Here is a 24,093-nt window from a genome sequence, read left to right on the forward strand (position 1 = left end):
GACATACTGACATGAGCTTCGAGATTCCCACTATCGACATCAGCCCCTACCTCGCGAACTCGCCCGACGAACGCCACCACGCCGCCCGCGCTGCCGTCGCTACCGAACTGGACCGGGCCTGCCGCGAAGTCGGCTTCATTCAGATTGTGGGACACGGCATTCCCCGTGAGTCGATCGACGGACTGGCCTGTGCGCTGGACGAATTCTTCGACCTGCCGTTGAACGTGAAGAAGACATACGCTCGCTCGTCTTCCGAGAATCGCGGCTACTCGCCGCCGAAATCGGAGTCGTTGAGCATGAGCCTGGGCGTCGCGTCCGCAAACATGATGAACGACTTCTACGAAGCTGTTGTCGTCGGAACCGAGGTTACCGACTATCCAGGACTCGACCTCCCCGAATCCAGCTACGCCGCCAACACCTGGCCGGACGCCACACCCGGGTTCCGGCCGGCCGTCGAGCACTACTTCTCCCATGCGGAGACTTTGGCCGCAATCCTGATGCGCGCCTTCACCGATGCGTTGGGTTTGGAGAAGGGATATTTCGACTCCATGCTCGACCATTCGATCAACGCGTTGAAGATGAACAACTACGCGCTCGAAGAAGGCGACATCGATGTCGCCGGCGAAATGACCGGCATGGGCGCACACACCGACTTCGGGATTCTGACCATTCTGTGGGCCGATCAGGTTCCCGGCCTTCAGATTCTGGGCGCCGACAATCTCTGGCACGACGCCCAACCCGCAGACAACGCACTGCTGATCAATCTCGGCGACGCAATGGCTCGATGGACCAACGACCGCTGGCGGTCCACGATTCACCGCGTGGACCCGCCGATCGTCGGCGGCCGGATCATCAGACGGCGTTCTGCCGCATTCTTTTTCGACGGCAACTACGACGCCGTAATCGAGGCTCTGCCGGGAACACTGGCGCCAGGTGAGGTCGGATATCCGCCGATCACGATTGCCGAGAACATCGCGGCAAAAGTCGCCGGATTGAAGGGTGGGATCGCCCCGGGTGGGGACTTGCGAGAAGCCGAACGGGTGCGTGCGGCCGGGTAATGTCAGCACTGTGCAAGGGGACCGCGAAAACTATGACCAGCGAATCTATGACCAGCGAGAAATCATGACCACAACCGAACGTGCGCCACTGACCGAATCGGTGCACGAGAGTCTCCGAGAGCTCATCTTCTCCGGCGAACTTGCGCCGGGTACGCCGCTGAGTGTCCCCGCGCTCGCAACCAAGCTGAATGTCAGTAGAACACCGGTTCGTGAGGCCGTGCAGCAGTTGATCTACGAGGGCATCGCGGTGCATACCCGCAACGCCGGTGCGAGGGTCGAATCACTCGATGCGGACTCACTGCGCGCGGTGTTCGAGGTCCGGGAGGTCTTGGACGGCCTGGCAGCATTCAGCGCCACAACGCGCGCAACGCACGACGTCGTGTCGCAACTGAACACGATGGTCGAGGAGCAACGCGAATTGCTGGACACCACACCGGATCGGAGACGCGATTCCGCATTGGATCTCGAGTTCCACAATCTGATTCGAGAGACAGCGGCCAATGTCCCACTCAGCGAGGCTCTGCACCGTCTGGATGGCCAGTCGCACCTGTTTCGGACGGATATGTGGGGTTCGGATCTGAACCGGCGCCTCGCCGTAGCCGAGCATGCCCGGATCGTCTCGGCCATCGAGACCGGTGACGCCATTGGTGCCCGCGCCGCAGCGAGCGCTCACGTCGCCGGACTACTCGTCCGTACGACGCGCTGCTGACCACCACAACACGCGAACAAAAAAGAACCGCCGCACTGGATTCCAGTGCGGCGGTTCTTTCTTTAGTAGCGGGGACAGGATTTGAACCTGCGACCTCTGGGTTATGAGCCCAGCGAGCTACCGAGCTGCTCCACCCCGCGATGCATGGATAAAACTACACGAGCCGGCGAACAGATTGCAAATCGCCTGCGCCAGAGTCACATCCAGGCCTCGAACCGCGATTTTTCGTGACCGGCTTCACAATTTACCCGTGACCATCAACACATAACGAGTATGTAACGGCGCCGCTTCGAATCCGCATCGGTGGGAGTTGACCTGGCGATTGTCCGAAAAATCCCGACCCATACCGAACAGTTCGCTCGTAAAACTGTGAAGTGAACCTTGAAAGCAACTGCCGTACGGTCGATCCCGGCCCGAATCAACCGGGCGAACGCCGACCCGCCGCTGCTTGACTCTGCCCCGCGGGATCGGAACCCCCGAAACCTTCGAGGGGCAGAGACACGGAGAGACAAGCGCCCGGGACGAACGCACCACCTCGACCCGCAGGCCCGCCGTTGTCAGCGAGCGCGGAGAGGATTTACCCCATGTCTTACACCAGCATCAGCAAGCGTGCAGTAGGCACATTGGCCGTAGCCGGCGCCCTCGTTGCAGTGCCCCTCACCATCTCCGCCGGCACAGCATCCGCAGCCACCCACAACTGGGACGGCGTCGCAGCCTGCGAAAGCGGCGGAAACTGGAACATCAACACCGGCAACGGCTACTACGGCGGCCTGCAGTTCTCACAGAGCACCTGGACCGCCAACGGTGGCTCCGGCTCCCCCGCAAACGCGTCGAAGGAAGAGCAGATCCGCGTTGCCGAGAACACCCTGCAGTCCCAGGGTCCGGGCGCATGGCCCAGCTGCGGCAGGCACCTGACCGTCGCATCCGAGGAGCAGGCTCCCGCACCGGCACCGGCCCCCGAAGCAGCACCGGTCGTCGCAGAAGCACCCATCGCCGCATTCCAGATCCCGGCCGAGTTCAAGCCCGCAGCACAGCAGGCCTACGACTCCGCTCGCGCACTTGCCGACCAGTACGGATTCGGCGCGCAGTTCCAGCAGCTCGCCGACACCAACCCGCAGGTGCTCGCAGCACTTCGCTGACACCGGTCGCACAGGAACACACGCACACAAACACGCGTACACAAACACCAAGGCCCACCATCCGATTGGATGGTGGGCCTTCGTGTTCTGCTACAAAGTGTTCTGCTACAAAACCTTACTTCGGCAGCGCCTGGTAGGCGTCAACTGCCTTCTGCAGACGATCCAACGCGGCGCCGTACGCAGCGAAGTCGCCACTCTGCTGGGTAGCTCGCAGATTGGTCAATGCCGCATCGAGCTCCGCGACCACTGCAGCGGTGTCCGTCGGTGCCGGCGCCGGGGCACCGGGCGTCGGATTGGTTTCCGTGCTCGTATCCGGAGTCGGGGCTGTCTCGGCCGTTCCGCCCGGAGCCGTTGCCACCCCGGCAGCACCGCCGTTGTCGAAGATCTGACCGAGAGCCTCGGCCAGCGTCGACGCGTAGCCGACCCGGACACGTCCGGACACACCCGGTTCCTGGTAACTCGCCAAGACACGAGAGAGCTGCGGGAACGACGTACTGGCATTACTGCGTTCGGTGTACATCGGCTCGACGTAGAGAATGCCGCCCTTTGCGATCGGCAACGCCAACTGGTTGCCGTATCGAATCGTGTTGGTTCTCTCGAGGATCGATTTCTCCGAACCCACTCGCGGATCCGAGATCATCGAGTTCTGAGACTGCGACGGACCCTGCGTCTGTTTGTCCGTCGGCAACTGCAGGACGGTGATCTTGCCGTAGTTCTTCGGATCCGAATCCACCGAAATGTGCGCCGAGAGGAACTCACGGCGGAAGCCGACCATCGGGCTGATGAGTCGGAACGACGGCTCACCGGTCTCCTGATCGCCGACCATCACGTAGAACGGCGGCTCGTTCTGATTGGAACCTTCGACCGTCGGCTCGTTGGGCACCGACCAGAACGCGTTGTTGGTGAAGAATTCGGTCGGGTTGTCGACGTGGTACTTCGCCAGCATTTCGCGCTGGACCTTGAACAGATCCTCCGGGTAACGGAAGTGCGCACGCAGATCGTCGGAGATCGCGCTCTGCGGCTGGACGGTGTTCGGGAACACACCCTTCCAGGCGTTGAGGACGGGATCGTTGTCGTCGACCTGGTACAGCGTGACCGTGCCGTCGTAAGCGTCGACGGTGGCCTTCACCGAGTTACGGATGTACGACACCTCCTTCTTCGGGAGAAGTCGGCCGGTGGTGGCGTCGACACTGTCGGCCACCAAGCCCTCTAGCGAACTGCGCTGCGCGTACGGGTAGTTCTCGAGCGTTGTGTACGCGTCGACGATCCAGACGATCTTGCCGTCCACGGCAGCCGGGTAGGCGTCGCCGTCCATCGTCAGCCACGGAGCAACCTGGCCGACGCGATCGCGCGGGTCACGGTTGTAGATGATCTTCGAATCGGAGCCGACCGCACCCGAGAACAGGATGTTGCGCTCGGTGTACTTGGCAGCAAACGCCAACCGGTTGAACCAGTTTCCGATGTCGACACCGCCGGATCCGGTGTACGTGTACTTGGTCTGCTCGGTGTCGTACTCACGCGGTTCCGAGCCGCTCGACCCGCCGACGATCGCGTAGTCCGCAGTGCCCTGAGCGATGACCTCGCCGTAGTAGACACGCGGCTGGTCGACCGGGATGACCTGCGTTCCCGCGGCCAGCGACGCGATGTCACTGACCGTGTAGATCGGGTAACCCGCGTTGTTGTTGGCTGCTTCCTTGGTCGGGTCGAGGACCGGAGCGGTGATCCTGTTGGCCGGTGCTGCCACCAGGCCGTCACCGTGCGTGTAGACGGTGTGCTTGTTGATCCAGTCCGTCTGGTTGCCCTGCAGGTTGTTCGGCGAGAGTTCACGCGCCGCGACGATGTAGTCCTGCATTTCGCCGGCGACCTCGTAGCGGTCGATGTCGAGCGACGGCGGGAACCCGTAGAAGTTCTGACGCTGCTGCTGCTGCGTGAACGTGGGCGAAAGAATGTTGGGATCGAGCAAGCGCGCGTTTGCAATGGTCGTGACATCGGCCGGAACGTCCCGCGGAATTGCGGTGGCGTCACCCGAGTACGGCTGATACGTCACCTTGTCGTCGGTGATGCCGTACGCCTGCCTGGTGGCAGCAATATTGCGCTCGATGTACGTGCTTTCCTTGTCTGCAGCGTTCGGCTTGACCGAGAACTGTTCGACGATCATCGGCCACACGGCACCGACAAGTACCGACGACAGCACGAGCAGAGCAACAGCCATCGCCGGGATACGAAGATCACGCGTGAAGATGGCCGCGAAAAACGCCAGGGCACAGATCACTGCGATCGACAGCAGGATCAGCTTGGCCGGCAGCACCGCGTTGATGTCGGTGTAACCGGGGCCGGTGAATGTGGGCTCCTTACGATCACTCGAGAGCAGCGAGTACCGGTCGAACCAGTACGCCACTGCCTTGAGCAGAACGAAAGTCCCTGCCAAGACTGCCAATTGGATACGCGCAGCCGACGTGAACGTTCCCCCACGGCCGGCGAGTTTGATGCCACCGAAGATGTAGTGCGTGAGAAGGTTCGCCACGAATGCCAGGAGAACCGCGACGAAGAGCCAGTTCAGCACGAAGCGGTAGAACGGCAGATCGAACGTGTAGAAACCGACGTCGAGGTTGAACTGCGGATCGGTGATCCCGAACGAACCGCCGTTGAAGAACAACTGGATCGTGACCCAGTTGGCCTGAGCGATCAACCCGGACAGCAATCCGATCGCGATCGGGACGATGACACCGAACAGACGCAGACGCGACATGACGGTGGTGCGGTAGCGCGCGATCGGATCATTCGGACCCGACACCGGAACGAAAACCGGACGCGAGCGATACGCGAGCATCATCGCCAACCACACGATGGCACCGACTACAACACCCACGACGAGGAAGAGCAGCGCCCGGGTGAGCAGAACCTTGGTGAAAACGCCTCGGAAATTGACCTCGCCGAACCACAGCCAATCGGTGTACATGCTGATCAGCCGGGGACCGATCAGCAGGAGGACCGCAACAATTACGGCTACCCCCAACAGAATTCGACTGCGTCTGGACAGAGAGGGTAAACCTGCGGGGGGCCGCATGCCCACGTGCCACGCTCCAAGATTCGGCGACGCCGAGACGTCGCAACCGAGTGCATCGATCAGTGCAGCCAGGTCCGAGTGGACTTGGCCGTTTCGGACCACTCTACGTAACAACAGTCACGGCATGACAACACGAGGTGCAAGGATGAACGGGTGAGTGAAGAAAATCCGAACAGGTCACCGAAGGCTCTTGCCCGGTGCGTTCATGAAGTTGTCGACCACATCGACGCCGAAGGCTGGGATCAGCCGCCCAAGTTGTATGCCTTGGTACCCACCGAGTTGCTTGCCGCAGCCGAACCGGGCCTCCTCGATCAACTCGAGGACGGGGCCGAATACACCCCGATCGAACAGGAGCCGCTCCCCGACGACATCATCGGCGGATCACGAGCGCTCGAAGAGTTCCTGGCAACGACCAACTGGCCCGAGTCCGTCGAGGGTTGCATCCTCGTTCAGGAAATCGTGGTTCTGCCGCCCGCCGCGGAATCCGATCTCGACCATGCCGTCGAGCCGGTCGTGACCGACGAGCACGCAGCCGACGAAATTGCTCGACTGACGGCCGATGCCCACCCGGATCGACGTGCGGCACGCCTCTTTGTCGGCGTTCTCCGCGACGGCCCGTCCCTGTCGCTGTTGCAGATGCGCCCGGACGAGGACGCAGATCCTTACGCCGAGCCGGCGCTTTTGACGTACGACGGGTTGGCTCCTCACCTCGTTCACGCGCTGTACGCGACGCTCGACGAGGTCGAAGAGGACTAGCACGGAAGAACTAGCAGCTGGGTGCGTCGCCGCCCGAGTTGATGCTGTCGAGTGCGTCCACCGCGCCGGACAGGTTGTCGACCTTCACGAGTCGAAGACCGTCCGGCGCGTTCTGTTTTGCCTCGTCGCAGTTCTGCGCGGGGACGAGGAACGTCGTGGCACCGGCGTCGGCGGCGGCGATGAGCTTGAAGCGGATTCCTCCGATGGGGCCCACGGTGCCGTCCGAATCGATGGTTCCGGTTCCTGCGACGAACTGCCCGCCGTTGAGTTCGCCCGGCGTCAACTTGTCCAGCAGAGCGAGGGTGAACATCAGTCCGGCCGACGGCCCTCCGATATCGGCAAGATTGAACGTCACGTCGAACGGAACGTCGGGAACTTCTTCCGGTGTGATGCCGAGGTAGCCGGACTCCGGTTGGTTGGGCCGGGCTCCGACCGTGACGGGCACAACCGTTTCGGCTCCGTCGCGAATCACGGTGACCGGTACCTGCGTGCCCGGCGCTATCGCCGCAACAGTTTGTTGCACCGCACCGACCGTGTCTACCGGGGTGTCGCCGATCTTCACTAGAGTGTCGCCTTCGGCCAACGCGCCACTGGCAGGGCCGTCTTCGGTGACCTTCGTGACGGTCAACGCGACTGGCTTGCCCAGGAAATTGAGGGCCGCGAGTTCCGCACTGTTCTCGGACTGCTGGAAGTCGGCGGTGTTGGCCTGCTGAATTTCTTCCTTGGTCTTGCTCGGCGGGTACACCTCGGCGCGAGGAACCAATCCGTGGTCGCCGCTGGCCCAGAGACCGAAGGCCTCGAAGAGATTGAGACCGTCGCGAACGGAGACAGTGGTCATATTGAGGTTGCCGGTCGTTGGATCGAGCTCGGTGCCCTCGATGTCGACCACCGACTTCGTGACCTGCTTGCCGTCGACAGTGGTGTCGACTGTGCCCAGCGTGTTGAACGTCGGTCCCGGACCGAGCGCGACGTACGGAACGGTGACGAGGGATCCGACGATGCCCAAGACGACGATGGGAGCTAAGGCGGCCAGGAGAGTCACGATCCGTCGATTCACCTTGTCCAGGGTAGAGCCATTGCCTTCACTGTTCGCCATCAGCGTGACAGCGCGCATTACTCGAGGCCTCGAACCCTTGTACCGTTGAGGTATGAGCAACATGCCGTTCGGCTTCTCCAACTCCGACGACGATCCCGACCGCGACAAGAACGCGGCCGGTGGCAATCCGTTCGGGGGTGGTGACATGCCGTTCGGGTTCGGCGCTGGCGGTGAAGGTTTCGACCCCGCACAACTCGGGCAGATGCTGACCCAGTTCGGCCAGATGCTCAGCGGCATGGGGTCGTCGATGGGTTCCGGCGGGTCCGGTCCTGTCAATTACGACGTCGCGAAGAAACTCGCGCGCCAGCAGATCGGTTCTGTCACACCGATCACGGAGGGCAACGTCAAGGCCATCGCCGACGCGGCTCATCTCGCGGAACTATGGCTGGACGCTGCAACGACGCTGCCTGCCGGCGCCACCAAGACGGTTGCGTGGACGGCTAACGACTGGCTCGACAACACCATCGACACCTGGAAGCGCCTGTGCGATCCGGTTGCCGAGAAGGTGTCTGGCATGTGGGCGCAGGGTTTGCCGCCGGAGGCCGCTCAGATGGCCGGCCCGATGATGGGAATGCTCACGCAGATGGGTGGACTCGCGTTCGGTTCGCAGCTCGGTCAGGCTCTCGGCCAGTTGTCCAAGGAAGTGCTGTCCTCCACCGACATCGGTCTCCCCCTCGGTCCCGCCGGCACCGCCGCGCTTCTTCCCGCAGCAGTTCAGTCGTTCAGTGACGGGCTCGAACAGCCCAATCAGGAAATCCTGGTGTTCCTCGCCGCACGTGAGGCTGCTCACCATCGCCTGTACAGCCATGTGCCGTGGTTGCGCCAGCGAGTGCTGTCCACCGTCGAGGAATATGCCCGTGGGATCACCATGGACTTCTCGGCAATGGAGGAATTCGCGAAGGACCTCGACCCGTCGGCCCTGGCCGACCCGTCCAAGCTCGAAGCCCTCATGCAACAGGGCACCTTCGAACCGCAGACAACACCGGAGCAGAAGGCCGCTCTCGAGCGCCTCGAAACACTGCTGGCCCTGGTCGAGGGCTGGGTGGAGACGGTAGTCACCGCCGGACTCGGCGAACGCCTGCCTGGTGTTGCCGCGATGAGCGAGACGCTTCGCCGTCGACGCGCCACGGGCGGACCGGCAGAGCAGACCTTCGCAACACTCGTCGGTCTCGAACTTCGTCCGCGCAAGGTCCGCGAGGCCGCAACACTGTGGCAGCGCTTGACCGCCGAAGCCGGAATGGAAGCTCGCGACGGCGTCTGGTCGCACCCGGACCTGCTGCCTGACTCCACTGACCTCGATGCCCCGACGTCGTTCATCGAACGTGTCACCGGCGGCGGCGAGGCCGGTAACTTCGACGATCCGATGGCTCAGCTCGAGGCATTGCTGGCCAAGGAACGGGCCGCCGAGGAAGCCATGGACAAGACACAGACAGACAAGACACAGACAGACAAGACACAAGACAAGTCCGCTGAGGACGATCAGGACGGCAAGTAAACCGAAAAGTTGCGATCCACGTCGAAGGGCGAGGTCAGCGCCTCGAAAGCCTGTGGATAACTACGATTTTCGCGATCAGGCGAGCTCAGCTCACTGTCATCATCGGTGAATGAGCACACCGAACACCACACGATCCGTGGGTCCCGAATGGGATTCACGGATCGTTGTTCTTCTGCGCCCGGACGGCCGGCTTCAACTCGGATGGCGACCGGGGAAAGCTGTGGTCCTGACTCCCCCTGCCGGAGTCGACGGCAGGGACCTGCAAGCCCTACTCCGCTTGATGGACGGACGCACGAGTATTGCGACCATCATGTGGACTGCGACCCGGCGCGGCATCAGCACCGCGGTCATGACCGAACTGCTCGCCGAACTCACCACAGGCGGATACCTGCGGCCAGTCCGGGGCGGCACCAGCCGAACCGGAGCAATTCGTGTCCACGGGCAAGGTCCGTTGTCGGACTCCATCACGCAGGCACTACGCCACGGCAGCACGCACATCCAACGCTCGCACGGCTACCGCAGCAGCCATGTCGTTGCCGGGTGGCGGAATGTACTTGTCGTCCTGACCGATGACGTCGTCACCGATCCTCGCCTGGTTGCCGACCTCGTTCGGTGCGGCATCCCCCACCTTGCAGTTCACCTGCGCGACGGCTGCGGCGTCGTCGGACCGTTGGTACTGCCCGGACACTCGAGTTGTCTGCGATGCGCCGACATCACCCGGGCTGCCCACGATCCGGACTGGCTGCACCTGGCTGCGCAGTTGCTCGGTAGCGCCGGCTACGCCGAACCCGCGATGATCCATGCGACCACCGCGCTCGCTCTGTCCGAAATCGAGTCCGCGATCAGTGCGTCCGAAGCGACGCCGCCGGTCAGCTTGTTCTCCACCCTCGAGATTGATCTTGTCCCGTATCGCATCACCACACGTCGCTGGCCTCGGCAAACGTCGTGCAGTTGCCATTACCTCGCACCCGTGACGGGCGCAGGCGGCGTCCGTCAGACATGATGGTGTGGTGTCCGACATCCCGCGCAAAAGCTCCGCCCGTACCGCCAAACTCGCAAGCATTCCGATTGGGATGGCCGGGCGGGCCGCAATGGGCTTCGGGCGCAAGCTCGCCGGTGGTGACAAAGACCAGATCGACGCCCAGCTCAGTGCCCGGGCCGCGGAACAGTTGTTTTCGGTTCTGGGGGAACTCAAGGGCGGCGCCATGAAGCTGGGCCAAGCACTCAGCGTCATGGAAGCGGCCATTCCGGAGGAATTCGCCGAGCCGTATCGCGAGTCCCTGAACAAGCTCCAGGCCGCCGCGCCGCCGTTGCCCGTCAAGCAGGTCCACAAGATGTTGGATCAGCAGCTGGGAACCAAATGGCGTGATCGGTTCCAGTCCTTCGACGACACACCCACCGCGTCGGCAAGCCTCGGGCAGGTCCATCGGGCCGTGTGGTCGGATGGACGGGACGTGGCCGTCAAGGTGCAGTACCCCGGCGCCGACGACGCCCTGCGCGCCGACCTCAAGACTCTCGCCCGATTTGCGGGCCTCTTCGGATCGGTGATGCCCGGCGTCGACGTGCGTCCGGTCATCGAGGAGTTCACCGCGCGCACCGAGGAAGAACTCGACTACCGGATCGAAGCCGACAATCAGCGAGCATTCGCTGCGGAGTTCGACGGCGATCCGCAGTTCGTCGTCCCGCGCGTCGTTGCGAGCGCGCCGAAAGTTGTTGTCACCGAATGGATGACGGCAACACCGCTGACCAGGATCATCGAGAGCGGAACCCCGAACCAGCGCAATGCCGCCGGTGCACTCCTCGCCGAGTTCCACTTCGCGTCACCGGCGCGCGTCGGCCTGTTGCATTGCGATCCGCACCCCGGGAACTTCATGTTGCTCGACGACGGCCGACTGGGTGTCATCGATTTCGGCGCGGCGGCACCGTTCCCGAACGGACTCCCGACAGTCTTGGGAACAATGGTGAGGTTGGCCGTCGACGAACGATTCGACGAACTGACGGAACTGTTGCGCGCCAACGGTTTTGTCATTCCGGGCCGCACGGTCACCGACCAGGAAATCGCCGACTACCTACGCCCGTTCACCGATCCGATCCAGACCGAGTCTTTCCACTTCACTCGAACGTGGCTTCAACGAGCCGCCGGAACTGCGACCGATTTCAACAGCGCGCAGTTCCGGACGGCCCGGGCACTCAACTTGCCGCCCGAGTACCTGATGATCTTCAGAGTCCTCCTCGGCTCGGTGGGCATTTGTGCCCAGTTGGACGCGTACGCCCCGTACATGGAGATCCTGACCCGGTGGCTGCCGGGATTTGCGGAACCGCAGGTGTAACAGGCTCCTCAGGCGCACACGAGTTGCTTACGGGGTCTGCCCCTGGGCCTCTTGGTTGCTATGACCGCACCGTGGTCGAGGATTTCTCCGCCCCACACTCCCCACGGCTCGCCGCGGTCGAGAGCTGCACCCAGGCAGAGGGAGCGGATGGGGCACTGCGCGCAGAGGGCCTTGGCTTGTTCGAGTTCTGCCGGGGACTCCGCGAACCACAGATCGGGATCGGACACGCGGCACGGCAAGTCGTGGCGGGTGGAAGCGATCTCGATGAATGTGACGGCTCGACATGTCTGGGTAGACAACTCGTCTCTCCTAGCTTGGATGCGACGTGGATGTGTCGCAAAAAATGGGTTCGATGGGTGCGAACCACAACCGAGCGGGGAAACCGGAAAGCACGGGATCCAACACAAAGGCCACGGTCCGCGTAATGCGGGGTCCGTGGCCGTAAGTGAACGGATGCGTCTTATCGAGGATTTTCTCGATGGCTTAGAGACACGGACCAGATTGCTGCTGCGCGCAGCTTGGCGGCGGCAACAGCGAAGTGTTCACGCACCGGGTACGAAATCATGTTCGTCATTTTTGCCACCTCCATTTCTGATCGGTCCGGATAATTTCAGCGCACGAGTCTCCCCGTAGCACTGGAAACCAGACTAGAGAATTCTCGGAAACTGCACAACCTATTTTTGACCTGCGGTTTTGCAGATAATGAGGACGTCTTCGCCGTAGTCCTCGAGTTTTTTCGGCCCGATTCCATTGATGGCAACCAAGCCCCGAGCGTCCTGCGGGCGTTGCTCGGCAATGGCGGTCAGTGTGTTGTCACTGAACACGACGTAGGCGGGCACCTTCTTTTCCCTCGACTTGTCGAGGCGCCACGCGCGCAGGTTCTCGAGTAATTCGACGTCGATGTTGGACGGGCATTTCTCGCATCGACCGAGCATCGTGGCCGACGTTCCCATGAGCGGCTTTCCACAGACACGGCAGCGCTGACGCTTCTTGCCCGACTGCGCCGGTGTGGCAATCCGTGAGGCCGGGGAATCCTCGGGGATCAACCCGTTCAGGAACCGTGAGCGGCGTCGGGATTTTCGGCCACCCTCGTTGCGCGCCAATGCCCAGGACAAGTGCAGATGCTCACGGGCGCGCGTGACACCGACGTAGAGGAGCCGACGCTCTTCTTCGACGGCGGCCTCGTCCGGGGCGGAGTTGGCGTCACCGAGCACGTGCTGGATGGGGAGCGTGCCGTCGTTGAGGCCGACCAGGAATACGGCGTCCCACTCGAGGCCCTTGGCGGCATGCAACGACGCCAGCGTGACCCCTTGGACTGTTGGTGGGTGCCGCGCTTCGGCGCGCGCCGTCAGTTCCTGCAAGAGGCCGGGAAGTGTCAGTTCGGGATCGTGGACCAACTGCTCTTCGGTGAGTGCAACGAGCGCGGTCAATGACGCCCAGCGTTCACGCGCCTGGGTGCCTGCCGGTTCCTCGTTGGTCAGTCCGAGTGGTGCCAGTACCGCCCGGACCAGCGAGAGAAGTCCGGTGCCACTGTCTGCGCCGTCAGGGAGATCGTCTCGGCCGCCGGCTTGCCGCAGCGCCGTCACCGCCTGACGAACCTCGGTGCGAGTGAAGAAACCCTCGCCGCCCCGCACCTGGAATGGGATGCCCAGCTTGGTGAGTGCCTGCTCGTGCACTTCGGATTGCGCGTTGATCCGGTACAGGATCGCGATCTCGGCGGCCGGTGTTCCGGCGGCGATCAGACGTTTCACCGACCGGGCAATGGCAAGCGCCTCGGACGGTTCGTCGTTGAATTCCGCGAACTCGGGCTCGGGACCCGGCGCGCGTTGTCCGATGAGCTGCAATCGGGTGCCGGCGATTCGCCCGGTGGCAGCGCCGATGACCCGGTTGGCCAGCGAGACGACCTCCGGCGTCGAGCGATAGTCACGTTCGAGCCGGACCACCGTTGCCTCGGGAAATTTCCGTGAGAAGTCGAGGAGGTAGTTCGGGGTAGCTCCGGTGAACGAGTAGATGGTCTGGTTGGCGTCGCCGACAACGGTGAGGTCGTCGCGGTCACCGAGCCACGCGTCGAGAACGCGCTGCTGCAGCGGCGTGACGTCCTGATACTCGTCCACCACAAAGCAGCGGTAGCGCTCACGGAACTCGTCGGCCACGGACGAGTGCTCCTCGAGTGCGGCAGCGGTGTGCAGGAGGAGATCGTCGAAATCGAGCAGCATGCCGTCCTGGCCGCGCGCCTTCAGTTCTTCGTACGCTGCGTAGACCTGCGCCACCTTCGCCGGATCGGCAGGTGCCTCCCGGCGGAACTTGGCAATAGTGCGGGGGTAGTCCTCCGGCGCGATCAGCGACGCCTTGGACCACTCGATCTCACTCGCGAGGTCGCGCACGCTTTCGGTGCTGGTCGGCAAACCGACCCGGGCAGCGGCGCTGCTGACAACCGCGAACTTGCGATCCAGCAGGCGCCATTCGGTATCGCCGATCACCTGCGGCCAGAAGTACTTGAGTTGCCGCAGCGCAGCAGCGTGGAACGTGCGAGCCTGCACCTGGGGGCCGCTGCCGCCAACACCCAACTCTCGCAGTCGGCCACGCATTTCACCGGCGGCGCGCGCGGTGAACGTGACCGCCAGGACCTGCCCGGCCTGCACATGACCGTCGGCAACCAGGTGGGCAATTCGCCGGGTAATCGTGCGTGTCTTGCCTGTTCCGGCGCCCGCGAGTACACATACCGGGCCGCGTGGAGCGAGCACGGCGGCTGATTGTTCCGGGTCCAGTCCGGTGTCCGCAGGCATGCGCACCATCATGGCAGGGCGTACCGACAGCTCCGCCGCGTGCCCGAGCGGATGTGGGCAAGCGAACACGGCCGGTTACGGAACAACAACCGAACTCGTGGTGTTATATGCGCCGTGACTACTTCCGAAAAAGCTCCTGCCCTCACCATCTACTCGACCACGTGGTGCGGCTACTGCCGTCGCCTCAAGACTCAGCTCAACGCGTCGGGCATCGAGTACACCGAAATCGACATCGAGGACAATCCCTCGGCAGCCGAATTTGTCGGCAGTGTCAACGACGGCAACCACATCGTCCCGACCGTGAAGTACGCCGACGGCAGTGTGGCCACCAACCCCTCGCTCAATCAGGTGAAGGCGGCTCTCGGCCTGTAAGGCGCTACTTGACCCAGCTCTCGAGCATTCCTCGCGCAATCGAGATGGAACCGGGCAGGAGCAGCGGCGCGTCCGCGTCGGATGCCCAGTCCCCCAGTTCGAGAGCAGATCGCACCTCGTCTTTGGTGAACCACCGTCCCTCGGCGATCTCGCCGTCCGCGAACACCAGCGGATCGGCGGGGTCGCCGATGGCCGTGAATCCCAACATCACCGAACGTGGGAACGGCCACGGCTGACTGCCCAGGTAGCGGACGCTGTGGACGTCGACGCCCACCTCTTCCTTGATCTCGCGCACCACACACGTCTCGAGCGACTCCCCGGCTTCGACGAAGCCGGCGAGGATCGAGAACCGTCGCTGCGGCCACGTCGGCTGACGAGCCAGCAGCACTCGATCCGCGCCGTCGTGTACCAGGCAGATCACTGCCGGGTCGGTGCGCGGAAACTCCTCGTGGCCCGTGGTCGTGGAAATGCGTGACCACCCGGACATCGTCGGCTCACTCGGAGCCCCGTCGATCGAGCTGAATCCGGCACTGTCGTGCCAGTTGAGAATGGCGATCGCGCCCGTCAGTAGACCCGCGTCCGCATCGTCGAGGGTTCCGCCCAACATCCGGAGATCCGACAGTTCGCCGGCAAGGAGTGACACGCGCACAGCCCACACATGCTTGTTGTCGCGAATTCCGAGAAACACCGCACCGCGAACAGGTTCCGCACCCAGGTCAGTGGCCTCGCCGAACACCAACTGCCCACCGGAGACCTTCACCTGACTGCGCGAGTTGACGCGCAAGAGCAGCGCGTCACCCCACCCCGCGGTCAGAGCGGCTGCGTCGGACCGCAATTCCTCGGCGCGGCCGACACTCGAGCGGGAAAGCAGAGGGGTTTCGGTCAGCTGGAAGTCGTTCACGCTGACGACATTACTGGGCGCCGAAATATCAGCTGACGAGTATCAGCTGACGACGCGACGGATGTACAACAGTCGATCGTTTGCCTCGACAGCATCGACCTCCGGTGAACCGACCCGAACCAGACGCCCGTCGCGGACAACTCCCAGCACGATGTCGGACAGGTGACGCGGCGATCCACCGACCTCGTCACGTTCGACAGCACGCTCGGCAATCGCGAATCCCGCCTCCGGCGTCAACAGATCCTCGATCATCTCGACAACCGTGGGTGTGGTGGTGGCGATGCCGAGGAGCCTGCCCGCGGTTTCCGAGGAGAGAACCACCGAATCGGCGCCGGACTGACGCAGGAGATGCGCGTTGTCCGCCTCACGAATAGCCGCGGCAATTCGTGCCTTCGGCGCGATCTCGCGAGCGGTCAACGTCACGAGCACCGCCGTGTCGTCGCGGTTGGTTGCGACGATGATCGAATTTGCCCGCTGCGCTCCCGCGAGGCGAAGCACGTCCGACTTGGTCGCCGAACCGAATACCGTCACCAGGCCCTTGGCCTCAGCGGCGTCCAACACAGCCCGATCGGTGTCCACGACCACGATCTCGGATGCGGACACACCGTCGCCGATCATGGCTTCGATTGCTGTGCGCCCCTTGGTGCCGTATCCGACGACGACGGTGTGATTACGCACTTGCTGCCTCCAACGCTGAATTTTGAACGCCTGACGCGAACTCTCGGTCAGAGCTGACAGTGTGGTTCCGACCAACACGATCAAGAAGAAGATACGAAGCGGCGTGATCAACAAAACGTTGACCAGACGCGCCGACGGAGTGAACGGCGTGATGTCGCCGTAGCCGGTAGTCGAGAGCGACACCGTGGCGTAGTAGATGCAGTCGAGAAGCGAGAGCTCGTTGTCCTGCGCGTCGCGATACCCCGCCCGGTCGATGTACACGATGAGCACGGCGGCCGCGAGCGCGCCGAGTGCCACCAGAACCCGTTTGTAGATAGCGCGGGCAGGACTGGTCTGCAGCTGCGGAATTCGCAGCACCCCGACAAGGGCAAAGTCAGGCTGGTCGGCCAATGATTCCGACCTGGAAAAACGCGCCCGGAGCTTACCGGCCATACTTGCAACTCTCTCACTAGTAACTTCGCAGACGCATCACAGTAGTGGCACGGACTGACTCTGTGAGGCAGGGTAGGCCAATGTCCTCGAAAAGTACGACGTCCTCGAAAAGTACGACATCCAGCCAGGCCGCGGCAATTCGACTCTCTGTTTTGTTGCTCGGCGCCGGAACCATGCACTTCGTAGCCCCGTCATTCTTCGACAGCACCGTCCCACGCCAACTCCCCGGCGAAGCTCGCACGTACACCCAGGTATCGGGTGTCGCAGAACTGGCAATCGGGGCTGCCCTGGCGATTCCGAAGACGCGCCGGTTGGGTGCCGGTCTGGCAGCGGCGCTGTTTGTTGCAGTGTTCCCCGCCAACATCCAGATGGCGGTGGACTGGTGCCGCAGCAACAAGACGTCCACAGCCCAGAAGGTGGGGTCGATCGCGCGCCTTCCGGTGCAAATCCCCTTGGTGACCGAAGCTCTCAAGGCGCGACGGAACGCGGGCTAGCTCTCCTCGCGGGCTCCTGCCGTGCGGATGAGGTGCGCCAGCGCTTCACCGTCCGGCAGGTTCTCGGGCGAGATGGTGCGCCCGGTCCGCACGTAATGGAATGCCGCGCGAACCTTGTGCAGTGGAAACTCGTCCTTCCGTCCCGACGCGCGGGCCCGCGCGGACATCAATTCACCCCACGCCACACGGTAGGCGGCCAACTGCATCACGACGGCGTCTTCGTTGGCCGCGGACGGTTCGGCTCCGGTCTTCCAGTCGATGACCGTCCACCCCCCGTCCGAGTCCGCGAACACCGCGTCGATTCGGCCGCGCAAAACCGTTCCGGCAATGGAGGTTTCGAACGGAACCTCCACTTCGACGGGGCTGCGGTTGGCCCACGGAGAACGCAGGAAGGCATCCTGCAGTTTGACCAGATCAGTCTCCGGGCCCGCTCCGGTATCGGCGGCGCCGGGCAGTTCGTCCAGATCCAACAACCGCGTTGCGCCGAAACGTCGCTCGATCCATGCATGGAACGCGGTGCCGCGCCGGGCCAGCGGGTTGGGCGGATATGGTAGCGGCCGACGCAAACGCGCCGCGAGTTCATCGGGATCGGCTTTGAGGTCGACCAACTGTGTGACCGAAAGCTGCGCCGGGAGAATCACTTCGGCACGTGCGTTGGCGCGGGCCTCTCGCTCGGCCAGGAGCACAGTGACATCCGATGCCCAGTTCTCCGGGTCGTCTTCCGGTTTCAGCTCGTCGGGCTCAGCCTCGGAAGGCTCAGTCGCAGTCGGTTTAGCCAACTCTGCCAGTACCGCGGCCGCGCCGGCCTCCACCGCTCCGCGCCGTGAACCGAGCGGATCCGGTGGCCACTGAGCAGTTCTCGGTGTGGATGCCAAGGGGTTCTCGGTATCGGGCTCGGGGTCCGGCGCCCAGGTCTCGACAACTCCGATGCCCGGAGTCTCGGTAACCGTCTGGTGCAATTCGGCCAGGAACTCCGACGGCCCCTTGGGCTCGGCTCCCGACTCGGCCCAGTGGTGCGCCGAAATGAACAGTGCCCGTTCGGTTCGTGTGAGGGCAACGTAGAACAGTCGCCTGTCCTCGTCGAGTCGACGATCTCCGAGAGCCTGCTTGTGTGCGTCGATCGCGTTCTGCAGATCCTTGCGGTTGTAGACATTCTCGAGATCGAGCACGGGGACACCGTCCGCCGAGTCTGCGTCGACGGCACGGTCACCGCGCAACGACGGCGGCAATTCTGCGAGCGCTCCCAGCCACGAACCGGATGCCGTCGACGATGGAAACACCCCGTCACTGACGTGCGGGACGGCAACCACTTCCCATTCCAGGCCCTTCGCGGAGTGCACCGTCAGAATCTGCACCCGATCCGGTGCGACTTCCACTTCGCCGGGCGTCAGCCCCTTTTCGATCTGTTCGGCGGCAGCAAAGAAAGCAAGCATTCCCGTGAGATTCGAGGTGGGCCGCGTGGCGTAGTTGGCAACAACATCGGCAAAGGCGTCGAGGTGCTCGCGACCGGCTGTTCCCAGCACACCGAGCCGGGTGCGCGCGCCTGCCTCGATTCCGATGCCGAGCACCCGCTCGACTTCTGCCACCAATTCTGTGAGCGGTTGTCCGATGCGCTCGCGCAACGACGCCAGTTCACCGGCCACGGCGCCAATGCGCGCATAGCCGAGTGCCGAATAGTTCTCTGCCGGACCAGGGTCCGATATCGCGTCGACAAGTCCTGCCTGCTCGGCCTGCTCACCGGGCAGCGAATCCTGCACGGCTTCGGCGAGCGCTGCCGAATCGGTAACGGCTCCGGCCGTGCCGTAGCCGGCGGAAATCGCGAGCTCCCGGGATCGCTTCGACAGCGCCGCCACGTCCTTGGCGCCGATCTGCCAGCGCGCCCCGGTCAGCAGGCGCACCGCGGCACTGCCCGCCAACGGATCGGCTACTACCCGCAGCATCGCAATGACGTCGGCAACTTCGGGTGTGTGCAGGAGTCCGCCGAGGCCAACCACCTCGACCGGCAAGCCGGCTGCCCGCAGTGCTTCGGCCAGCGGCGCGGCGTCGGCATTGCGGCGGATCAGGACTGCTGCGGTGGGCGGTGGCCGGTTGTCCGCGCGGGCCGCGTCGTACTGCTCGGCAATTTTCTGCGCCACCCACAGCCGTTCCTGCTCGACGTCAGGCAACAACGCGAGCCGGACGTCGCCGGCAACTGCCCCCGGCCGGGCCTTCAATGTGCTGACGGCAACCCCGCGTCGACGAAGCGGCGCCGACGAGAGATTGGCAAGTTCGAGTGCCTCCGGGGGATTGCGCCAGCTGGTCAGCAATTCGAGGGTCGGGGCCGGGTTTCCGTTCGCGAGTGGGAAATCCGACGCAAAACGCGGGAGGTTGGCTGCCGATGCGCCGCGCCACCCGTAGATGGATTGCATCGGATCGCCGACTGCCGTCAAGGCCAGACGAGCATCGGTGCCGCCGCCGAACAGCGAAGACAGCAACACACGCTGAGCGTGACCGGTGTCCTGATACTCGTCGAGAAGGACCACCCGGAAGCGGCTCCGTTCCGCTTCTCCTACTTCGGGGTGCCCCGACGCAACGCGGGCGGAGAGCGACATCTGACTACCGAAGTCGAGGGCTCCTTCCCACCGCAGTGTCTCGGACAGCCTCGCTACCAGCGGCAGGAGTTCGACGCGCTTGTGCTGGACGTCGAGATATCCGAGCAGTTCCTTGCTCGGCCCGCCGCGCTGCTTCGGGCCGGCAGGCAATGTGTGGATCAACGCGTCGAGTTCCGCGTGAGCGCCGCGCAATTGATCCGGGTCGACGAGATGCTCGGAAAGCTGACCGGCAAGTGCCAGAACGGTTTCGGTGATCGACCCGGGATTCTTGTCGGTATCGAGATCACCATCCCAGCCGCTGACAACCCGGTGCGCCACCTGCCACAGTTCCGTCTCCGAGAGAAGTGTCGCCGACGGTTCGATAGGCAGAAGCAGACCGTGTTCGGACAGCAACCGGCCCGCGTACGCGTGATAGGTGCTGACCTCGGGTTCACCGGCCAGGATCCGTCCGCGCACTCCACCGGTGGGGTCGAGGGCGCGCAGAACATCGGAACCGGCCAGCCGCGCGAGGCGCTTGCGGATACGAGTGGTGAGCTGTTGCGCGGCTTTTCGGGTGAACGTCAGGCCCAACACAGCCTCGGGGTCGACAAATCCGTTGGCCACCAGCCAGACGACGCGAGCTGCCATCGTTTCGGTCTTGCCGGCCCCGGCGCCTGCAACCACCAGCGTCGGGCCCAGTGGTGCGGCAATGACCGCTGCCTGTTCCGGCGTCGGCGGATGCTGACCGAGAGCTACCGCTAGATCGACCGGGCTGATCTTGGGTCGCCTCGCTTTGGATGGCATCTAGGAACTCACCTGCCGTCCTTCGTCATGGGCGGGACAACTGGACCGCACCGGGCAGTGGCGGCATCCGTCGTTGACCCTGGCCAGATACTGCGGGCCCTGCGTCGCCGCAGCGGCGTTGTGGATGACATCACGCCACATCTCGACGGCCTCGGCGGTCAACGGCGGCTGAACACGCTGCGTTGCACCGTCTTTCTTGTTGGACTTCGCCACGAATACCAACCGGGCCCCACCCGGTTGCGTAGCCGGCTCACCCGCTATCGCCCCTTCCGCTGCTGCCACCTGATAGGCCGCCAACTGCGCGTGGGACTGCGCCGCGTCGTTGCTGACGGGGTTTCGCGCAGTCTTGACATCGATGACAACGGGGCGCCCCTCGGTGTCGCGCTCGAGTCGGTCGATACGTCCCCGGAGTTTGACGGCCGGTTCCCCTTCTTCGCGCGGCTCGAGGATTCCCTCGACCGCGACCTCCACCCCCACTTCGGTGAGTTCGCCGCGGGTGGAGCTCATCCAGGCGGTGAACGTAGCCAACATTTCCCGAGTGCGATTGAGTTCGCGGCGCGAGTACCACTGCGAACCCAAATCGATGGATTCCCAGGCATTCTCGAGCGCTTTCTCGACCTGATCCGGGGGAATACGCCCCGCGAGCGCCTGCACGAGAGTGTGGACAAGTGTGCCCGCGATGGCATGCGTGTTGTCTCCGTCGGAACCGCCATGACGCTCGAACACCCAACGTAGCGGACATGTTTCGAGCAACTCGATGGTGGACGGCGAGAGTGCCACCGGACCGTCCTCCGGCTGCCATAACGGTTCCAGGGTGCTGGGTGAGCTGGTGCCGTACCACTGATCGGGGTGCGCGCCGCGCACTCCCGCGGCGGCGAGACGCGCCAACTGGCGAGCCGCCCGCGCATGCTTCTCGGGATCGCCCGCGGCGAGATCCGGATCGCACACCACACTGCGCAGTTGGGCAACCAACGCCGGTAAGGACAGCACTCGGGTGTCGCCGGGTTCGGGGGCAAGCACGGCCGGTTCACCCGTGCCGTCGTCATCGAACTGATCACCGCGCAGCAGCTCGTCGACAAACCGTGACGGCACCAGATCGGTGTCACCCGAGGCGGATTCGACGGCTGTCACCAATAATCGACGGCGCGCCCGACTGCACGCCACCAGGAAGAGCCGACGCTCCTCGGCCAGCAGCGGAGCCGTCCGCGACAACCGCTCCTCGGCGGAATCGCTGCCGTCCGAGACACCGTTGATCAGGTCGATGAGCGCCTCGGTCCGAAGAAGCGAACCGCGTGCCCGCAAGCTGGGCCACAGTCCTTCCTGAACACCGGCCACCGCGACAACTGCCCATTCGCGTCCGGCCGCTGCGTGCGCACTGACGACGGTCACAGCATCGGGCGCGATCACCGACCGCGAGCGTGAATCGGTGGGGATTTCCTGACTGGTGAGGTAGTCGACAAAACCCGCGAGCTGCGAACGTGGCAGCCGATCCACGTAGGTGGCTGCGGCATCGAAGAGCGCAACCACTGCGTCGAGGTCGCGATCGGCCTGCGAGCCGATCGGGCCGCCGCGCGCCGACGCGGCCGCCCAGCGGCGTTCGAGCCCGGTGGCCTGCCACGCTGCCCAGAGAACTTCCTCGACGCCGAGCCCCCGATCGAGCGGCACGCGGGCTTTACGCAACACGGACAGCACACGATTCAACGCGGCGGATTCGACGTCGGTGAGCTTGGCGGTCAACCGCTTGGATTCTGCGCGGTCCTCGTCGATCAGAATGAGCCGCAACAGTTCTGCGGAATCGCGATCCTTCCCCGAAGCAAGTTCGATGCGGCGCAGACCACGACGCAACCGCCGCAGCGTGACGGGTTCGGCGCCGCCTACAGGGCCGGACATGAGCGCCAAGGCGTCGTCGCCCGTGAACCCGTCTCGCCCGAGAGCCCGCAGCAGCAGAAGTAGCCCGGACACCCCGTGCTGGCGGGCAAGTGGCAGTTCGGTGGCTGCGGTGGTGACGGGGACGCCTGCCGCCAGCAAGGCGCGCCGCAGCGGAGCCAAGGTACGCGGAACCGAACGCACGATGACCGCCATGTCCGACCACGCAATACCGTCGAGGAGGTGCGCACGCCGCAACGTGTCCGCGACGACGGCCGCTTCCTTGGCCGTGGTGCCCAAGACGCGAACCGACGCGTGACCGGGATTGTCGTCCGACAGGTCGGCGGGTACCGCAATGCGGTGAGCAAGGTTGCCGGGCAATCGTGCGGCGATCTTCGCGGCAATTGCCGCGACGTCGGCGTTGTTGCGGTGCGTAGTCGGCAGGATGACTGCCCGCTCGTCGCCCTTGTCCGCCAGGTCGAGGAGGAAACGGGAATCGGCCCCGCGGAATCCGAACACGGACTGATCCGGGTCGCCGGCGACGACCGTCGTCGCCGTTCCGGTTCCGATCAGCCGAACCAACTGCGCGGCTTGCGGATCCAGATGTTGAGCATCGTCGACCAGGAGGTGACGGATGCGGGCGCGTTCGGATCGCAACAACTCGGGATCCGTGGCAAACGCAGTGAGCGCGGCACCGATCAACTCTGCGGCATCAAGGGCCGGCGCGGTTGCCTCCGGGGCCTCGACGCCGACGGATGCACGCAACAGAACACCCTGCTCGTAGACCTCGGCGAATCGGCCGGCAGCCACCCATTCCGGACGGCCTTTACGCTTGCCGAGCTTGATCAGATCTTCCGGTCCGAGGCCGCGTTCGTTGGCACGCAACATCAGATCGCGCAGTTCGACCGCAAACCCGTTCATGCCCAGCGCCGGCCTCAGTCGCTCCGGCCAGTACTGCGCGCCGTCCTCGATGTCGCCGCGCAACATCTCACGCAACACCGCGTCCTGTTCGGCGCCGGTGATCAACCGCGGCGGAGCATTACCGTGCGCTGCTGCCTGCAACCGCAGCACGGCAAACGCGTAGGAGTGCACGGTACGGACCAGCGGTTCACGAGTTGCCTGCGGGCCACGCTCGCGTTCGAACCCGAAGAGCCCTGCGGTGATCTGTTCACGCACCGCTGTTGCCGCCCGACGCGACTGCGTGAGGACCAGAACGGATTCCGGATCTTCGCCGCCGGAAATCTTGGCCACCGCAAGATCGACCAGCAGTGACGTCTTGCCCGTTCCCGGACCGCCCAGCACTTGCCAGGGATTCCACTGGGCACCGCCGAAGGCCAGCATGAACGGGTCGTCGTCTGGCTCGGCGAACAACTGCGCAGCGGCATCGTCCCACTTCCGCGGAACGAGTGAGGGCGCGGCCCGATGCACCAACCGCGCCCGCGGGATGGTGTTCTTGGTGCGCACTAACGTCTCACTCACCCAGGCATTCCATCAGAGGGCACCGACACGGCACACATTGCCCACGTCGGGCAAGATTGGC

Annotated in this window: 17 protein-coding genes and 1 tRNA gene; 9 read left to right on the forward strand and 9 right to left on the reverse strand. The window is 64.0% G+C overall.

Annotated elements, in window-relative coordinates; all coding sequences use genetic code 11:
• The first annotated feature begins 11 nt into the window (after positions 1-11).
• Together FFI94_RS19605 and FFI94_RS19610 are read left to right on the forward strand one after the other, a co-directional pair.
• Positions 12-1,058 carry an isopenicillin N synthase family oxygenase gene (locus FFI94_RS19605; RefSeq protein WP_138869299.1) on the forward strand — a complete coding sequence of 349 codons (1,047 nt, stop codon included), beginning with the start codon at positions 12-14 and terminating at the stop codon, positions 1,056-1,058.
• A 64-nt stretch (positions 1,059-1,122) separates the two neighbouring features.
• Positions 1,123-1,767: a GntR family transcriptional regulator gene (locus tag FFI94_RS19610; protein WP_138869300.1), complete on the forward strand. Its 645-nt coding sequence runs from the start codon at positions 1,123-1,125 to the stop codon at positions 1,765-1,767.
• Between the two features lie 66 nt (positions 1,768-1,833).
• On the opposite strand, the gene FFI94_RS19615 is transcribed toward FFI94_RS19610, so the two are convergent.
• Positions 1,834-1,907: transfer RNA gene (locus FFI94_RS19615), tRNA-Met, on the reverse strand.
• A gap of 444 nt (positions 1,908-2,351) precedes the next feature.
• On the opposite strand from FFI94_RS19615, the gene FFI94_RS19620 reads away from it, so the two are divergent.
• On the forward strand, positions 2,352-2,906 hold the full coding sequence (locus FFI94_RS19620; protein ID WP_138869301.1) for a transglycosylase family protein: 555 nt from the start codon (positions 2,352-2,354) through the stop codon (positions 2,904-2,906).
• 115 nt (positions 2,907-3,021) lie between these two features.
• Here the strand turns inward: FFI94_RS19620 and FFI94_RS19625 are convergent, their stop codons facing one another.
• On the reverse strand, positions 3,022-5,979 hold the full coding sequence (locus FFI94_RS19625; RefSeq protein WP_138873294.1) for a UPF0182 family protein: 2,958 nt from the start codon (positions 5,977-5,979) through the stop codon (positions 3,022-3,024).
• Positions 5,980-6,126: 147 nt separating this feature from the next.
• Between FFI94_RS19625 and FFI94_RS19630 the strand changes: the two genes are divergently transcribed.
• Entirely contained in the window at positions 6,127-6,729 is a 603-nt protein-coding gene (locus tag FFI94_RS19630) for a PPA1309 family protein (protein WP_138869302.1), read from the forward strand.
• A 10-nt stretch (positions 6,730-6,739) separates the two neighbouring features.
• Here the strand turns inward: FFI94_RS19630 and FFI94_RS19635 are convergent, their stop codons facing one another.
• Positions 6,740-7,786 carry a PDZ domain-containing protein gene (locus FFI94_RS19635; protein ID WP_185993258.1) on the reverse strand — a complete coding sequence of 349 codons (1,047 nt, stop codon included), beginning with the start codon at positions 7,784-7,786 and terminating at the stop codon, positions 6,740-6,742.
• Positions 7,787-7,877: 91 nt separating this feature from the next.
• Between FFI94_RS19635 and FFI94_RS19640 the strand changes: the two genes are divergently transcribed.
• From FFI94_RS19640 to FFI94_RS19650, 3 genes are all read left to right on the forward strand, one after another.
• Entirely contained in the window at positions 7,878-9,320 is a 1,443-nt protein-coding gene (locus tag FFI94_RS19640) for a zinc-dependent metalloprotease (protein WP_138869303.1), read from the forward strand.
• A gap of 109 nt (positions 9,321-9,429) precedes the next feature.
• Complete coding sequence (locus FFI94_RS19645) at positions 9,430-10,323, forward strand: hypothetical protein (protein ID WP_138869304.1); 894 nt, start codon at positions 9,430-9,432, stop codon at positions 10,321-10,323.
• Between the two features lie 4 nt (positions 10,324-10,327).
• Positions 10,328-11,650 (forward strand): AarF/ABC1/UbiB kinase family protein, encoded by a 1,323-nt coding sequence (locus FFI94_RS19650; protein ID WP_185993259.1) that lies wholly within the window; start codon positions 10,328-10,330, stop codon positions 11,648-11,650.
• A gap of 8 nt (positions 11,651-11,658) precedes the next feature.
• Here FFI94_RS19650 and FFI94_RS19655 read toward each other — a convergent pair whose 3' ends face one another.
• A complete protein-coding gene (locus FFI94_RS19655) occupies positions 11,659-11,949 on the reverse strand; it encodes a WhiB family transcriptional regulator (RefSeq protein WP_185993260.1) in 291 nt (96 codons plus the stop codon).
• Between the two features lie 375 nt (positions 11,950-12,324).
• Positions 12,325-14,448 carry an ATP-dependent DNA helicase UvrD2 gene (locus tag FFI94_RS19660; protein ID WP_138869306.1) on the reverse strand — a complete coding sequence of 708 codons (2,124 nt, stop codon included), beginning with the start codon at positions 14,446-14,448 and terminating at the stop codon, positions 12,325-12,327.
• Positions 14,449-14,550: 102 nt separating this feature from the next.
• Here FFI94_RS19660 and FFI94_RS19665 point away from each other — a divergent pair, with 102 nt between their 5' ends.
• Positions 14,551-14,808 carry a mycoredoxin gene (locus FFI94_RS19665; RefSeq protein WP_260684212.1) on the forward strand — a complete coding sequence of 86 codons (258 nt, stop codon included), beginning with the start codon at positions 14,551-14,553 and terminating at the stop codon, positions 14,806-14,808.
• Positions 14,809-14,812: 4 nt separating this feature from the next.
• Here the strand turns inward: FFI94_RS19665 and nudC are convergent, their stop codons facing one another.
• Both nudC and FFI94_RS19675 read right to left on the reverse strand, forming a co-directional pair.
• Positions 14,813-15,709 carry an NAD(+) diphosphatase gene (gene nudC, locus FFI94_RS19670; protein ID WP_138869307.1) on the reverse strand — a complete coding sequence of 299 codons (897 nt, stop codon included), beginning with the start codon at positions 15,707-15,709 and terminating at the stop codon, positions 14,813-14,815.
• Between the two features lie 42 nt (positions 15,710-15,751).
• The gene (locus tag FFI94_RS19675; protein ID WP_138869308.1) at positions 15,752-16,819 is read right to left on the reverse strand and encodes a TrkA family potassium uptake protein; all 1,068 of its coding nucleotides are present in this window, start codon (positions 16,817-16,819) and stop codon (positions 15,752-15,754) included.
• An 80-nt stretch (positions 16,820-16,899) separates the two neighbouring features.
• Here FFI94_RS19675 and FFI94_RS19680 point away from each other — a divergent pair, with 80 nt between their 5' ends.
• Positions 16,900-17,313: a hypothetical protein gene (locus tag FFI94_RS19680; RefSeq protein WP_138869309.1), complete on the forward strand. Its 414-nt coding sequence runs from the start codon at positions 16,900-16,902 to the stop codon at positions 17,311-17,313.
• On the opposite strand, the gene FFI94_RS19685 is transcribed toward FFI94_RS19680, so the two are convergent.
• A complete protein-coding gene (locus tag FFI94_RS19685; RefSeq protein ID WP_138869310.1) occupies positions 17,310-20,687 on the reverse strand; it encodes an ATP-dependent DNA helicase in 3,378 nt (1,125 codons plus the stop codon). The two genes, FFI94_RS19680 and FFI94_RS19685, sit on opposite strands and share 4 nt — an antisense overlap.
• Positions 20,688-24,032 (reverse strand): ATP-dependent DNA helicase, encoded by a 3,345-nt coding sequence (locus FFI94_RS19690; protein WP_138869311.1) that lies wholly within the window; start codon positions 24,030-24,032, stop codon positions 20,688-20,690. It abuts the gene before it with no gap.
• Between the last annotated feature and the right edge of the window lie 61 nt (positions 24,033-24,093).

This window comes from Rhodococcus sp. KBS0724 (assembly GCF_005938745.2).
GTDB lineage: Bacteria > Actinomycetota > Actinomycetes > Mycobacteriales > Mycobacteriaceae > Rhodococcus_F.